Annotated in this window: 14 protein-coding genes; 11 read left to right on the forward strand and 3 right to left on the reverse strand. The window is 62.6% G+C overall.

From position 1 onward, the window contains the following. The first annotated feature begins 119 nt into the window (after positions 1 to 119). The 10 genes from rpoE to pdxJ all read left to right on the forward strand — a co-directional run bounded on the left by rpoE (position 120) and on the right by pdxJ (position 8984). Positions 120 to 701 (forward strand): RNA polymerase sigma factor RpoE, encoded by a 582-nt coding sequence (gene rpoE, locus ACVDHI_RS17270; protein WP_010675645.1) that lies wholly within the window; start codon positions 120 to 122, stop codon positions 699 to 701. A 22-nt stretch (positions 702 to 723) separates the two neighbouring features. Continuing rightward, complete coding sequence (locus ACVDHI_RS17275) at positions 724 to 1311, forward strand: sigma-E factor negative regulatory protein (RefSeq protein WP_041211670.1); 588 nt, start codon at positions 724 to 726, stop codon at positions 1309 to 1311. 21 nt (positions 1312 to 1332) lie between these two features. Then, positions 1333 to 2313: a MucB/RseB C-terminal domain-containing protein gene (locus ACVDHI_RS17280; protein WP_010675643.1), complete on the forward strand. Its 981-nt coding sequence runs from the start codon at positions 1333 to 1335 to the stop codon at positions 2311 to 2313. Positions 2314 to 2403: 90 nt separating this feature from the next. Next, entirely contained in the window at positions 2404 to 2865 is a 462-nt protein-coding gene (locus ACVDHI_RS17285; protein WP_039040538.1) for a SoxR reducing system RseC family protein, read from the forward strand. A 159-nt stretch (positions 2866 to 3024) separates the two neighbouring features. Beyond that, positions 3025 to 4818 (forward strand): translation elongation factor 4, encoded by a 1794-nt coding sequence (gene lepA / locus ACVDHI_RS17290; protein WP_042016225.1) that lies wholly within the window; start codon positions 3025 to 3027, stop codon positions 4816 to 4818. A 3-nt stretch (positions 4819 to 4821) separates the two neighbouring features. Beyond that, entirely contained in the window at positions 4822 to 5745 is a 924-nt protein-coding gene (gene lepB / locus ACVDHI_RS17295) for a signal peptidase I (RefSeq protein ID WP_010675640.1), read from the forward strand. After that, a complete protein-coding gene (gene rnc, locus ACVDHI_RS17300; protein WP_010675639.1) occupies positions 5746 to 6417 on the forward strand; it encodes a ribonuclease III in 672 nt (223 codons plus the stop codon). Between the two features lie 61 nt (positions 6418 to 6478). Continuing rightward, positions 6479 to 7378: a GTPase Era gene (era, locus tag ACVDHI_RS17305; RefSeq protein WP_010675638.1), complete on the forward strand. Its 900-nt coding sequence runs from the start codon at positions 6479 to 6481 to the stop codon at positions 7376 to 7378. Then, the gene (recO, locus tag ACVDHI_RS17310) at positions 7379 to 8089 is read left to right on the forward strand and encodes a DNA repair protein RecO (protein WP_039040537.1); all 711 of its coding nucleotides are present in this window, start codon (positions 7379 to 7381) and stop codon (positions 8087 to 8089) included. Between the two features lie 157 nt (positions 8090 to 8246). Next, positions 8247 to 8984, forward strand: a complete 738-nt coding sequence (pdxJ, locus tag ACVDHI_RS17315) for a pyridoxine 5'-phosphate synthase (RefSeq protein ID WP_368179987.1) — start codon at positions 8247 to 8249, stop codon at positions 8982 to 8984. Positions 8985 to 9125: 141 nt separating this feature from the next. On the opposite strand, the gene ACVDHI_RS17320 is transcribed toward pdxJ, so the two are convergent. From ACVDHI_RS17320 to barA, 3 genes are all read right to left on the reverse strand, one after another. Beyond that, the gene (locus ACVDHI_RS17320) at positions 9126 to 10016 is read right to left on the reverse strand and encodes an N-acetylmuramoyl-L-alanine amidase (protein WP_182935248.1); all 891 of its coding nucleotides are present in this window, start codon (positions 10014 to 10016) and stop codon (positions 9126 to 9128) included. A 32-nt stretch (positions 10017 to 10048) separates the two neighbouring features. Then, complete coding sequence (locus ACVDHI_RS17325) at positions 10049 to 10534, reverse strand: YehS family protein (RefSeq protein ID WP_010675634.1); 486 nt, start codon at positions 10532 to 10534, stop codon at positions 10049 to 10051. A 64-nt stretch (positions 10535 to 10598) separates the two neighbouring features. Then, positions 10599 to 13319 carry a two-component sensor histidine kinase BarA gene (gene barA, locus ACVDHI_RS17330; protein WP_041213903.1) on the reverse strand — a complete coding sequence of 907 codons (2721 nt, stop codon included), beginning with the start codon at positions 13317 to 13319 and terminating at the stop codon, positions 10599 to 10601. A 269-nt stretch (positions 13320 to 13588) separates the two neighbouring features. Between barA and rlmD the strand changes: the two genes are divergently transcribed. Continuing rightward, positions 13589 to 14911: a 23S rRNA (uracil(1939)-C(5))-methyltransferase RlmD gene (gene rlmD, locus ACVDHI_RS17335; RefSeq protein ID WP_447212330.1), complete on the forward strand. Its 1323-nt coding sequence runs from the start codon at positions 13589 to 13591 to the stop codon at positions 14909 to 14911. The last annotated feature ends 287 nt before the right edge of the window (positions 14912 to 15198 follow it).

The raw sequence follows: 15198 nt of genomic DNA on the forward strand, positions 1-15198 counted from the left end.
CCCGCATCACATTTTTTTCAATGCAAGCGAACTTTCCCTGATTCCTCCTGTCTGAACTTGTGCGCTTAGAAGGGGCCGGAAAAGAAAAACGATAACCTGATGGGGGTTTTACGGCTCTGATGAGCGACCAGAATCTACTGGACGAACAGCTGGTTGAACGGGTCCAGCGTGGCGATAAAAATGCATTCAACCTGTTGGTACGCAAGTACCAGCACAAGGTGGTCAACCTGGTGGCCAGGTATGTCAACAATCCGGGCGATGTACCGGATGTGGCGCAGGAGGCATTCATCAAGGCCTACCGTGCGTTGCCGACATTCCGTGGCGAGAGCGCGTTTTACACCTGGTTGTACCGGATTGCCGTCAACACGGCCAAAAACTACCTGACGTCACAGGGGCGCAGACCGCCCAGCAGTGATGTCGAAGCGGACGAGGCTGAATATTATGGTGGTGGTGAAGCCCTGCAAGAGGTGGCCACCCCGGAAAACCTGGCGCTGACCGACGAGATCAAGCGCACCGTGTTTACCGCCATAGAAGCCTTGCCAGAAGATTTGAGAACGGCGATCACCCTTCGTGAAATGGAAGGGCTGAGCTACGAGGAGATTGCGGAGATCATGGATTGCCCTGTGGGTACGGTGAGATCCCGCATCTTCCGGGCGAGGGAAGCAATCGATAAAAAGCTGCAACCTCTGATCGAGCATTAACTGGGGAAAGACAGGCAAACTTATGGCAAATAAAGAGCAACTTTCAGCCCTGATGGATGGCGACCTCAGCGAAATCGAGGTACTGAACGAGCTGGGAACGGATCCCGCTCTGCAGGATACCTGGTCGCGTTACCATCTGATCGGTGATGCCATGCGGGGTGACCTGCCGGTCAATCTGCAACTGGATCTCAGCGACAGCATCATGCTGGCGCTGGAGGATGAACCCGCCATACTGGCGCCCAAGCCGGCACAGCCTGCTGCGCCCCAGGTGCAGCCCGCCGGCAAGGTGATCCCCTTCGTTCGCCGCTTTGGCCAGCAAGTGGGGCAGTATGCCATTGCCGCCTCCGTGGCTGCCGCCGTCATCTTCGGCGTGCAGCAGTACCAGGGCAAGGACGGTGTGCCGACCAGCCCGGTGCTCAATACCATACCCGTGGGTGGCAGTGCTGCGCCGGTGAGCGTGCACTATCCCCAGGATGGCAGCCGGACCGGTGTGCGTCAGCAAGGTCTGAGCGAGCAGCAGATGCAGGAGCAACGCGAGCGCATCAATGCCTTCCTGCGCGACCATCAACTGCAACAGCGTCTGCTGCAAGACAAGCAGATTCAGGAATAACGCATTTTTAGGGATCAGATCGTGCGCCAGTCCAGCCGTATCCTGCTGGCCTCTCTCCTGTTGATTTGTGCCAAGGCCTCGGCCGACGATCTGTCGGCCGAGGCCTTGTTGCAGCAGATGCAGAGTGCCGTTTCGCAACAAAACTTCGAATTGTCCATGGTCAAGGCCCGCCAGGGGCGCCTCGAGCCTATCCGTTTCAGCCACGGGATCATCGATGGCAAGGAGGTGGCTCACTTGAGCTATCTCGACGGCAAGGCCGTGGAGTTCCTGCAACGCCAGAACGAATACACCTTCTTCGAAAACACCCATGAACCCTACACCCTCAAGGGGGCGCGTTTCCCCGGGGTCTGGTCGAGCCTGGTGAGGATGCCGCTGCCCCGGGTGATGGAGAGTTATGACCCCGTGCTGGCGGGCCGCAGCCGGGTGGCCGGCCTGGTGGCACAAGTGGTACGGCTGGTGCCCAAGGAGGCGGACAAGTACGGCTTCGTGCTCTGGATTGACGAACAGAGCCATCTGCTGCTGCGGGTGGACATGGTGGATCGAGAAGGCAATCTGGTGGAGCAGGTGCTGGGGGTGGATCTGGACAGGCAATCTGCGCCGGCCCCCTGGCTGGTCACCCTGGCACGCAGCAAGCTGCCGGATGCGCTGGCGCTGGAAGATGCCTATCCCGCTCCCCAGCAGACCCTCAACTGGCACCTGACCTGGTTGCCCGATGGCTTCAAGGTGCTCTCTCAGGATCGGCATCAGCTGGTCAGCACCAGTCTGCCGGTGGATTACATGATGCTCTCCGACGGGCTGGTGGATCTCTCCGTCTACGTCTCACGGGTCGATCCCAAGCAGGCGGTGCGCCAGCAGTTGATTCGCCAGGGGGCTACCTCGCTGGTGAGCTTCGTCAACGAGGTCGGGGTGGAGATCACCGTGGTGGGCGAGGTGCCCGCCGAAACCGCCAAGCGCATCGCCGAGGCAGTGCAGCCCCTGGCCCGCAACGAGGCGGTGCAGTGAGTCTTTGCCGTGAGACTTGCCCTGAGGGTGCCGCCGTGTTGAGATCCGGTGCATCCACCGCCCCCTGTGAGGAGTCATCAGGTGAGTAACATGAGTGAAGAGCTGGCCACAGTAGTGGCCATCGACGGCAATCACGCCTGGGTGGAGTGCGAGCGGCGATCCGCCTGCAGCGGTTGCCACCAACAATCCAGCTGCGGGACCGGCACCGTCGCCAAGGCCTTTCCCATGAAGGCGCAGCGGCTGCGGGTCGCCCTCACCGGTGACGTGGCGGTGGGCCAGCAGATCCGCCTGGGCATCCCTCAGGCCAGCATCCTGCGCGGTGCGGCTCTGGTGTACGTGCTGCCGCTCTTCTGTCTGCTGCTGGGTGCCCTGCTCGGCCAGCTCTGGCTGGTGCCGCTCTTGTCGGCGGGAGAGGGGGTGACCATCCTCTGCTGTCTGCTGGGCGGCGCCATCGGATTTTTACTGGTTCGTTACTTTTCTGACCGGCTCGAGCAGGGGGAATACGGTCCCCGCATGCTCGGGGTGGTGCTCAATACCCGTCATCTCTCTTGAGGAGCCGGATCTGGCGGAGGGCATCCAGGTGCCCAACGCCCGCCAGACAAGGCGCTATTTGTGGGGCCCGCCGACTAAAGATTGGCCGTCGACCGGGTTATCCAGTAAAATCCTGCCCTCATATCCGACCCTAACTTAATTTTGAGTGATTCTTGCTCGATGAAACACATTCGTAACTTTTCGATTATTGCGCACATCGACCACGGTAAGTCGACCCTGTCGGACCGTCTGATCCAGACTTGCGGCGGCCTGTCCGATCGCGAGATGCAGGCCCAGGTGCTGGACTCCATGGATCTGGAGCGAGAGCGCGGCATTACCATCAAGGCACAGAGTGTGACCCTGAACTACCAGGCACAAGACGGTAACACCTATCAGCTGAACTTTATCGACACCCCGGGCCACGTGGATTTCTCCTACGAGGTTTCTCGCTCCCTGGCTGCCTGTGAAGGGGCACTGCTGGTGGTGGATGCCGGTCAGGGGGTTGAGGCACAGACTCTGGCCAACTGCTACACCGCCATGGAAATGGAGCTGGAAGTGGTGCCGGTGCTGAACAAGATCGACCTGCCGGCCGCAGAGCCCGAGCGGGTTGCCGAGGAGATCGAGGACATCGTCGGCATCGATGCGGTGGACGCGGTGCGCTGCTCCGCCAAGACCGGCCTCGGTGTCGATCTGGTGCTGGAAGAGATCGTCGCCAAGATCCCGTCCCCGGAAGGGGATCCGGAGGCGCCGCTGCAGGCGCTGATCATCGACTCCTGGTTCGACTCCTACCTCGGGGTCGTGTCGCTCGTGCGGATCAAGAACGGTTCCCTGAAAAAGAACGACAAGATCAAGGTGATGAGCACCGGTCAGGTATGGGGTGTGGATCGCATCGGTATCTTCACGCCGAAGCAGGTGGACACCGACGGCCTGGGTTGTGGCGAGGTAGGTTGGGTCGTCTGCGGCATCAAGGACATCCACGGTGCGCCGGTGGGGGATACCCTGACCCTGGCCAAGCACGGTGCCGAGAAGGCGCTGGCCGGCTTCAAGAAGGTGAAGCCCCAGGTCTATGCGGGCCTGTTCCCCATCTCCAGCGATGACTACGAGTCTTTCCGTGATGCGCTGGAGAAGCTCTCCCTCAACGATGCCTCCCTGTTCTACGAACCGGAGAGCTCCACGGCGCTGGGCTTCGGCTTCCGCTGCGGCTTCCTCGGGATGCTGCACATGGAGATCATCCAGGAGCGTCTGGAGCGTGAATACGATCTGGATCTCATCACCACTGCGCCGACCGTGGTCTACGAGATCGAGCTGAACGATGGCTCCACCATCCACATCGACAGCCCGGCCCAGATGCCCGCCATCAACAACATCAAGGAGATGCGCGAGCCCATCGCCGAGTGTCACATCCTGCTGCCGCAGGAGTACATGGGCAACGTCATCACCCTCTGCATCGAGAAGCGCGGCGTACAGACCAACATGGTCTACCACGGCAAGCAGGTGGCGCTGACCTACGAGATCCCGATGGCGGAAGTGGTGCTCGACTTCTTCGACCGTCTGAAGTCCACCAGTCGCGGCTACGCCTCCCTGGACTACGGCTTCAAGCGCTTCGAAACCTCCGACATGGTCCGTCTGGACATCATGATCAATGGCGAGCGGGTCGACGCCCTGGCCATCATCACCCACAAGGAGAACGCCCAGTATCGCGGTCGCCAGGTGGTGGAGAAGATGCGCGAGCTGATCCCGCGCCAGATGTTCGACATCGCCATCCAGGCCGCCATCGGCAACCAGATCATCGCCCGCAGCACCGTCAAGGCATTGCGTAAAGACGTCACCGCCAAGTGCTACGGTGGTGACGTGAGCCGGAAGAAGAAGCTGCTGAACAAGCAGAAAGAAGGCAAGAAGCGGATGAAGTCCCTGGGCCGTGTGGACGTGCCGCAAGAGGCCTTCCTCGCCATTCTCCACGTCGGAAAGGATTAATCGATGGCAAGCACCTTTTCCCTGATCCTCGTCGTCGTCACCCTGCTGACCGGCATCATCTGGACGCTCGACAAGCTGGTCTGGGCCAAGCAGCGGGCGGCCAAGATTGCCGCCGCCCGTGCCAATGCCGGTCCGGATGTGGACGAGAAGACACTGGCCAAGGTGGCCCCCATGCCGGTCTGGATCGAACAGACCGGCGGGGTTTTCCCGGTGATCGCGCTGGTGCTGATCCTGCGCTCCTTCATCTTCGAGCCGTTCCAGATCCCGTCCGGTTCCATGATGCCGACCCTGCTGGTGGGCGACTTCATCCTGGTGGAGAAGTTTGCCTACGGCCTCAAGGACCCGGTGACCAACACCAAGTTCCTCGAGACCGGCGAGCCGAAGCGCGGTGATGTGGTGGTCTTCAAGTATCCGCTGGATACCCGGGTGGACTACATCAAACGGGTGGTCGGCATGCCCGGCGATCGGGTCATCTATCGCAACAAGGAGCTGATGATCCGGCCCAAGTGCGATGAGCAGGAAGGGAAAACGTGCCCCGGCTTCCAGAAGCTGGATGTCAAGTTCGAGCAGCGCGGCGAGTTCAGCCAGATGGGGATCCCGCTGGATCGCTACACCGAACAGCTGGGCGATGTCTCCCACGAGACCTTGCGCAACCCGCTGATGCCGGACCTGGTGGACCGCTACTATCGCCAGCCCGGCACCTACCCCGACGAGTGGGTGGTGCCGGAAGGCCACTATTTCGTGATGGGTGACAACCGCGACAACAGCACCGACAGTCGTTTCTGGGGCTTCGTGCCCGAGCAGAACCTGGTGGGCAAGGCGGTCGCCATCTGGATCAGTTTCGAATTCGAGCGCGAGGAAGGGTCCAGCTTGCCGAGCTGGGTGCCGACCGGTGTGCGCTTCAACCGCATTGGCGGAATCAAGTAAATGAATATCAAGATGAACAGACTGCAGTCCCGTCTCGGGCATGTCTTTCAGGATCCTGAGCTGCTGACCCGGGCACTGACCCATCGCAGCGCAGGGTCCCGTCACAACGAGCGCCTGGAATTTCTGGGGGACTCCATCCTGAGTCTGGTGATTGCCGATGACCTCTTCCACCGCTTCCCGCAGGCGGCGGAAGGGGATCTCAGCCGGATGCGCGCCACCCTGGTGCGCGAGAAGACGCTGGCCGAGCTGGGCCGGGAGTTCGACCTCGGGGATCACCTGATCCTGGGGCCGGGGGAGCTGAAAAGCGGTGGTTTCCGCCGCGAGTCCATCCTGGCCGACACGGTCGAGGCGGTGATCGGCGCCATCTATCTGGACACGGATCTGGAGCGGGTGCGCAGCCTCCTGCTCGGCTGGTATGCCAGCCGCCTTGGCGAGATCAAGCCCGGGATCGAACAGAAGGATCCCAAGACCCGTCTGCAAGAGATCCTGCAGGGCAGCCGCAAATCCCTGCCGACCTACACGGTGACCAACGTCAAGGGCGAGGCCCACAACCAGGAGTTCACCGTCCAGTGCGAAGTGGATGGGCTGGATGGCCCCCTGGTCGGGATCGGCTCCAGCCGCCGCAAGGCCGAACAGGCCGCGGCGCAGCAAGCACTGGAACGGCTGTCATGAGCATCATGACGGATCCGGCACTGTGCGCTCTTTTCACTCCATCAGCATTGGGAACGCGGTCATGACAGATACCACCTATTGCGGCTTTGTCGCCATCGTGGGCCGCCCCAACGTGGGCAAGTCCACCCTGCTCAACAAGTTGCTCGGCCAGAAGGTCAGCATCACCTCGAAGAAGCCCCAGACTACCCGTCACCGGATCCTGGGGATCGACACCGAGGAGAACCATCAGACCATCTATGTGGATACCCCGGGTCTGCACATCGAGGAGAAGCGGGCCATCAACCGCCTGATGAACCGCGCCGCCACCAGTTCCCTGGGGGACGTGGCCATGGTGGTGTTCGTGGTGGACGGCACTCACTGGACCAAGGATGACGAGATGGTGCTGGGCAAGCTGCGCCACCTCAAGTGCCCCGTGGTGCTGGCGGTCAACAAGATCGACAACGTCAAGGAGAAAGAGGATCTGCTGCCGCACCTCGAGTGGCTGGGTCAGCAGATGAACTTTGCCCACATCCTGCCCATCAGTGCCGAGAAGGGCACCAACGTGGAGAAGATCCGCGAGTGGGCCAAGGATCTGCTGCCGGAGAACGTCCACTTCTTCCCGGAAGATTACGTGACCGACCGCTCTTCCCGCTTCATGGCCTCCGAGATCATCCGCGAGAAGCTGATGCGCTTCACCGGCGAGGAGCTGCCCTATTCGGTGACGGTGGAGATCGAGCGCTTCAAGGTCGAGGAAAACGGTCTTTACCACATCCACGGCCTCATCCTGGTGGAGCGCGAAGGCCAGAAGAAAATGGTCATCGGCAACAAGGGCGAGAAGATCAAGACCATCGGCACAGAGGCGCGCATCGACATGGAACGGCTGTTCCAGAACAAGGTGCATCTCGAGCTGTGGGTCAAGGTCAAGTCCGGCTGGGCCGACGACGAGCGGGCCCTGCGCAGCCTCGGGTATGGCGACGACTGATTGCTGACCCCGGCTTTCGTCATCCACAGTCGGCCCTATCGGGAGACCAGCCAGCTGGTCGAGGTCTTCACCCAGGATAGCGGTCGATTCACCCTGGTGGCTCGCGGTTCCCGCGGGCCACGCTCCTCTCTGAAGGGGCTGCTTCAGCCCTTCACCCTGCTCACCATTGCCTGGCGCGGCAAGGGGGATCTCAAGAACCTCACCCAGGTGGAGTGCCCGGATCACTCGTTGCGCCTCGGCGGGGATCGTCTCTTCTACGGCCTCTATCTCAACGAGCTGGTCTACTACCTGCTGGAAGCGCACACCCCCTTCCCCGAGGTGTTCGACGCCTATGCCCGTGCCATCATGGCCCTGGCGGACGGCGAGACCCCGGAGCTGCCCCTGCGCCGCTTCGAGTTCCTGCTGCTGCAGGCCCTGGGCTACGCGGTGGACTTCGAATATGCCGCGGACGACGACTCCCCCATCGACCCTACCCTGCTCTACGGCTTCGAGCGGGAGCTCGGCTTTGTCGCTTGCGAGCGGGCGCCGGATCCCCGTACCCTGTTCCTCGGTGCCCACCTGCTGGCCTTCGCCGAAGGGCGTTTCGACACGCCTCCTTTGCTGCAGGCGGCCAAGCGTTTCAGCCGGCTGGCGCTGCAGCCCTATCTCGGCAAGCGTCAACTGAAGAGCAGGGAGCTCTTTTTGAAGCGAAAAGGCAGTGTTTCAAGCTGATTTTTATTATCTGGTGATGTTTTGTGTTTATAACATCGCCTTTCATGAACAATAATGCTGTCGCCGCGACCAGAACCGGGCTGCGACGGCACATGGACAGAGGAGCGGGCACCACCCGCTCCGGCATTCACAGATGACCTGTATCAAGGAGTAAGCAATGAGCGAGATCTACCTGGGTGTGAACATCGACCATATCGCCACCCTGCGCAACGCCCGCGGCACCCAGTATCCGGATCCGGTACAGGCCGCCTTCGTGGCCGAGCAGGCCGGTGCCGATGGCATCACGGTCCACCTGCGGGAAGATCGCCGCCACATCACCGACCGGGACGTGGAGATCCTGCGCCAGACCATCCAGACCAGGATGAACCTGGAGATGGCGGTGACCGAGGAGATGATCGCCATCGCCTGCCGCATCAAGCCCCACTTCGTCTGCCTGGTGCCGGAGAAGCGCACCGAGGTGACCACCGAGGGTGGTCTGGACGTGGCGGGCCAGATGGACAAGGTGACCGATGCGGTGACCCGTCTTGCGGCCGTCGGTGCTCAGGTATCCCTCTTCATCGATGCGGATCCGTTGCAAATCGATGCGGCCGCCGCGAGCGGTGCTCCCTTCATCGAGATCCACACCGGCCGCTACGCCGATGCCACCACGGATGCCGAGCGCAACGCCGAGTTCAAGCGCATCGCCGCCGGTGCTTCCTACGCCGCAGGCAAGGGCTTGAAGGTCAATGCGGGCCACGGTCTGCACTATCACAACGTCAAGGCTATCGCCGCCATCCCCGAGCTCTATGAGCTCAACATCGGTCACGCCATCATCGGCCGCGCCGCCTTCGACGGTCTGGCCAAGGCGGTCAGCGACATGCGTGCGCTGATGCAGGAAGCCCGTCAGGGGATCTGATGCCGCTTCGCAGGTATCGCAACCACAAGGGACGCTTCGGCGTCCCTTGTGGTTTTCAGGAGTGGAAGGCGGGGTGAACCCCGAGCTCATCTGGCATGGGGCCGGGCATCCGTGTGCAGAGGGCGAAAGGGAAGGGGCGTCTCAGCCTGGCTCCGGGAAGTAGCGCTCCAGCAGGGCGGTGAGGATGGCCTGGCACTCGGCATCCGGCTCGCCGGTGACCAGGGCGGGGCGAAAGTGAAGCTGGAAGGCGCGCAGGACGGCGCGGCTCTGCTCATCCCAGGCGCCGTGCTGGGGGAGGCCGTAGCCGTAACGGGCAAGCTGCTGCTGCCATTGCAGCGCATCCCAGGGGATGAGCTGCGTCTGGCGCAGCTCGGCCACCCGGGCCTCGTCGGGCCAGGCGCCGACACCGTAGCGCAGGGCGAGCTCGCGCCAGGGGAACCGGGGGCCGGGATCCTGCTTGCGCTCGGGGGCGACGTCGCTGTGGGCCAGCACCTGGGTGGGGGGGATCTGGTAGCGTTCGACCAGATCCCGGGCGAGTGCGCCGAGGGCGGCGATCTGGGCAGAGGGATAGGGTTGCCAGTGTCTCAGATGGGCGGGCAGGGCCGCGTCTTTCTCGTCATACCCGAGATTCACTATCTCGATGCCGAGCGAACTGGCGTTGAGCCCGGCGTAGTGATGCCAGCGACTGCGTCCGGCGTGCCAGGCCCGCTGGCTGTCGGGCACCAGCTGGTAGACCGGGAACGGTTGCTCGTCGGTGTCGCGGGGGATCAGGTAGTGGGCGCTCACCTTGTGCTCCGGCTCGGTCAGCAGGCGCAGGGAGCGGGCATCCTCTTCATCCGTGTAGTGCAGGATGAGAAAGGCGATGCGCTCGTTCTGGCTGGCGCTCTGATGCTCCTGATTGAGACGATAGGGCGCAGGCTGGCAGGCGCCGAGCAGCAGGATGAGGGGCAGTGACCAGAACCAGCGCGCCGCGAACCGGCACGCGCCGCCGCTCGCCGACGGGCGTGGAGCCAGCAGGCGGCGCCAGCCCATGGTCTAGCCTCGCACCTGGCCGGAGGCGGTCATCAGGGCCCGGGCCTGTATTTGGCGGTGAGGCCAATCAGGAAGTTGCGCAGGATCTGATCCCCGCAATCCTGATAGTGCTTGTGATCCCTGGCGCGGAACAGGGCGCTCAGCTCGGACTTGGAGAGGTTGAAGTTCGCGAGCTTGAGGGTGCCCAGCATCTCCTCTTCCTTGTAGTTGAGGCCGATGCGCAGCTTGCGCAGGATCAGGTTGTTGTTGATCCGGTTCGGGATCACTTGGGGCGGGGCATCTTCCCGCACACCGCGGCGCAGGGCGATGAAGCCGTCGAGGAACTGGCTCAGTGCCGAGTCCGGGCAGGCGGCGAAGCCCGCTTCCTGTGCCTCGCCCTCTTCGGCCTCTTTCATCAGCCAGCCGTGCAACTGGGCATGGGTGATGGCCAGATTGCCCTTGGCAAAGATCTCGACCATCTGGTCGTTGCTGATGCTGAGGGCATAGCGCAGGCGGCGCAGAATATCGTTGTTGGTCATGTTGACTCCTGTGGAAACGGCGCAGATGTTACCACCTGCCGCCTGTCCAGTCAGAAAAAGCGCCTCAGTCGGTCAGGGCCAGGTAGCGGGGGGCCTCTTGCCTCACCTGCTCCAGGGCATCCTGCAGCTCCAGTAACTCGGGCTCCAGATCGCTCACGGCGACCCCGTCGCGCAGCTGCTGCTCGAGCTGGGAGAGCAGGCGTTGCAGACCCGGCACCCCGGAGTAGGCGCAGCCACCGTTGAGGCGGTGGAGCTGGGCCAGCACGTCTGCATCGTCGGCACTCCCTTCCAGCGCCGCCGCCAGGATGGGCTCCACCTCGTCGAAGCTGGCCAGCAGCATGGTCAGCATCTCCCGGGCGAGGGCTGGCTTGCCGGCGGCCTGACGCACGGCAAGGGGCCAGTCTATCTGCTGATCCCCGTGATTCTGGTGCCGCCTGTGGGCGAAGTCGGTGATGAGCTGCGCCAGCATCCCCTCGTCGATGGGTTTGGCCAGGTAGTCGTCCATGCCCTGGCGAATGAGGCGCTCCCGCTCACCGGGAATGGCATGGGCGGTGACCGCGACGATGGGGGTCTCGGTGTTGAGGGAGTGGTGGCGGATCGCCTGGGTGGCGCTGATGCCGTCCATGACGGGCATCTGGATATCCATGAAGATGATGTCGAACGGCTGGCTCTGGGCCAGGTTGACCGCCTCCTTGCCGTTCTTGCACACCACCACCTCGGTCACCATCTCCTTGAGCATGGCGGCGATGAGCTTGAGGTTGGCGGCGTTGTCATCCACCGCCAGCACCTTGACCGCCTGCACGCTGCGCGGCGTCGGCGCGGGCAGGGGGGCACGGCGTACCGCCTCGGGGGAGAGCAGAGCGTGCAGCAATTTGCGATGGTTGATGGGCTTGGAGAGGCAGTGGACGGCGCCGTGGGCCAGCATGGCGTCGTAGAGGGCCGGCTCGTGGCTGCTGAGCAGCACTATGGTGTTCTGCTGGCCGTCCAGTCCGTCGAGACGGGCAATCACCTGCTGCGGGCTGTGCAGGGTGCTGCTGCCGATGAGCACCATGTCCTGGCTGCTCATCGGGGGCCACTCCTCGTCCACCGTCAGGGAGTGCACATCCAGGTGCCACTCTCCCAGCAGGGCGAGCAGGGAGGCGTGAGTAAAGGGATCCGGCTCCAGCAGCCAGACCCGCTTGCCCTGGATGCGATCCAGCGGAAGCCGCTCGCTCTGGGGCAGGGGCGAGACATCCAGATCCAGGTGGAACGAGAAGACCGACCCCTTGCCGAGTTCGGATTCGAAGCGGATCTGGCCCCCCATCTGCTGCACCAGCTTCTGGGTGATGACGAGCCCGAGCCCGGTGCCCCCATAGCGGCGGGAGATGGAGGAGTCTGCCTGGTTGAAGGCCTGGAACAACTGGCGCTGCTGCTCTTCCGAGATGCCGATGCCGGTATCGCGAATCAGCACCCGCAGGCGCACCTTGTTGCCGCTGGATTCCCCGGTCTGCTCGACACGCACGTCCACGTTGCCGCGCTCGGTGAACTTGATGGCGTTGCCGGTGAGGTTGGTGAGCACCTGCTGCAGGCGCATGGGGTCGCCGGTGAGGTAGTCCGGCACGGCGGCATCCACCTGGAGGGAGAGTTCGAGCTGCTTGTCGTGGGCGCTCGGCCCCAGCAGGTGCATGGTCTCGTTGAGGGTGTCCCGCAGGCTGAAGGGGATGTGCTCGAGCTGCAGTTTGCCCGCTTCCAGCTTGGAGAAGTCGAGGATGTCGTTGATGATCCCAAGGAGGTTGCGCGCCGACTTCTCGATGGTCTGCATGTAGTCGGTCTGGCTCGGGGTCAGGCTGGTCTTGAGCAGCTGGCGGGTGAAGCCGATGACCCCGTTGAGAGGGGTGCGCAGCTCGTGGGACATGTTGGCGAGGAACTCGGACTTGACCCTGGCGGCCTCCTGGGCGCGCTTCTTCGCCATGTCGAGCTCGACGTTCTGGATCTCGATCTGCTCGAGGGTCTCCCGCAGATCCGACGTCGCCTGATCGATGTTCTGCTGCATCTCCTCGTGATATTCGGAGAGCGCCTTGGCCATGGCGTTGATGCCGTTCTTGAGCATGTCCAGCTCGCCGGTGAGCTGGCCGCTGACCCGGGTATCGAGCCGCCCCTCCCTGATCCGGTGCACCGCCTGCACCATGTCGGTGATGGGCTGGGTCACGCTCTTGACCAGACGGAAGCCGAACAGGGCGCTGATGGCCAGCCCGATGAGCACGATGATGACCGCGAAGAAGGCGTCGCGGTACTGAAGGACGATAGCCCTGTCCGTGGCGAGCTGCATGGAGATGTAGCCGATGACCGGCGGCTCCAGATCGCTTGGCAGCGGGAAGCCGTCCAGGCTGGTCTCTGCCTGGATGGGGGTGCGCAGTATGATGTCATCGCCGTTGAAGGAGACGCTGGTCAGGGCCGGGATGACGCTGCCGTCCGGCAGACGAAGCTGGCTGAAGTCCCTGTGGTAGTTGGACGTCACGAACAGCTGGTTCTCCTGGGTGAAGACGGCGATGGACTTGATGAAGGGCGAGTTTTTGCGATGGGTGAGCCCGATCAGCCGCTTGAGGGATTCGCGGCTGTGCTGTGTCATGCCGTATTCGCTGGCGATGGCCAGGGGCTCGATGATGTTGATGCCCTGATCGATGAGGTTGTTTTCCAGCTGCTGATAGCGGTGGAAGGTGAAATAGCCGGCGATGAGGCCGCCGATGATGAGGGTCGGCAAGATGGTGAAGGCCAGCACCCGGGCCCTGAGACCGTACTTGGTCATGCCGCCGACCCGCCTTTCGCAAGAGAAGCCATGACCCGGGGCGCATGCAGGCACCGGGGTCGGGCAGGCAATACAGTCACTGTCGCTGTACGGGGTCTCAGGCCGTATCCGGTCATATCAATGGGCCACTTTTGGTCAGAATGGACGATGGGGCGGATGCCGCGGCTGGGGCCCTCAGGCCGTATTTGGTCATACGATTATTCTTGTGGGACAATGGTCTGCCGCAGATTCCACAATCATGACATAGCCACCTATAGGCACCAAGTTTTATGGCCCAGTTTTTCAAGCCCCAAAAGAAATCCACCCAGCCCCAACGTATTGAATTTACGGTAGACAGTCTGGATCACCACTGTGTCGGCGTCGGCCGTCATCAGGGCAAGGCCATCTTCGTCGAAGGGGCGCTGCCCGGCGAGGCCATCAAGGCCCGCATCATCGACGACAAGAAGCACTATGCCCACGCCGCCCTGCAACAGGTGGTGACCCCGGCGGCCAACCGGGTCGCCCCCTTCTGCGACCACTATCGCGAGTGTGGCGGTTGCAGTGCCCAGCACCTGGGAGAGGGAGATCAACTGGCGGCCAAGGAGGCGGGACTGGTCAGCCTGTTCGAGCGCCTTGGCAACATCCAGGCGCCGGCGCTGGCACCTGCGCTGACGGGGGAGTCCCGCGCCTACCGCCGGGTCTGCCGTCTGGCCATCAAGTTTGACAAGAACGGTCGCTGCACCCGGGTGGGCTTTCGTCGTCGCCAGTCGAACGATCTGGTAGAGATTGCCAGCTGCCCTGTGCTGGCCGAGCCCCTCTCTGCCCTTATCGCCCCTCTGCGCGAATGCCTCAACCGGTTGAAGAGCCAGCGCGAACTGGGCCATGCGGAACTCATTCAGGGGGAGCAGGGCATTCTGATGCTGCTGCGCCACACCGGTCGCCCCACCGAGGCAGATCTGGCGCACTTGACCGAGTTTGCCACCGCCCAGGGGATAGACCTCTATCTGCAGGCGGCGGACGAGCAGATCGAACCTCTGCGTCAACAGTCTCAGCCAAGTTACACGCTGGATGGCCTGTCTCTTGCATTCGCTCCCGGCGACTTCATCCAGGTCAACGGGCCCGTCAACCAGCGCATGGTGGAGCAGGCATTGAGCTGGCTCGACGCAGGCAAGGATGACAAGGTGCTGGACCTCTTCTGCGGCATCGGCAACTTCACCCTGCCGCTGGCCCGTCAGGCCCGCGAAGTGGTGGGGGTGGAAGGGGAGCTCGCCATGGTGACGCGTGCACAGGAGAATGCCCGCCGCAACGGCATCGACAACGCCCGCTTCTACAAGGCGGACTTGAGCGGTGACATCGTGGGCATGTCCTGGGCCCGGGAAGGGTTCGATCTGGTACTGCTGGATCCGGCCAGACCCGGGGCGCTGGAGGTGATGAGCCACGTGGTGGCACTTTCCCCCAAACGGGTGGTCTATGTTTCCTGTAACCCGGTCACCCTGGCCCGTGACAGCCAGGTGCTGGTGCAGGGGGGCTACAAGCTGACCCGTCTGGGGATGCTGGACATGTTCCCCCACACCGGTCATCTGGAGTCCATGGCGCTGTTCGAACGGGGTTGAGTCGAGGCGACCGCATTATTCTGGATGAATCAAGATGCGGTCGTGATGATTTTTCGATGTGCATGATGCTGCCAGAGTGAGGTAAAACAGGTGTTTCTCGCTGCCTTCAACGGGCAGGGCAGCATGCGGTTATCTTGGTTTTCCAGCGGCGGCAGCGCTGTTTGAGCGGGAGTGATTAGGGTAATCTAGGTCGTCGATAGTGGATCGGATGCGGGGAAGAGCCCTGTCACCTTGCGCGGTGACATGCCTTGAAAACTCTTTCATGCATCCCCATTTGAGGCAGTCAT

The organism is Aeromonas sp. 25-248 (genome assembly GCF_053005425.1).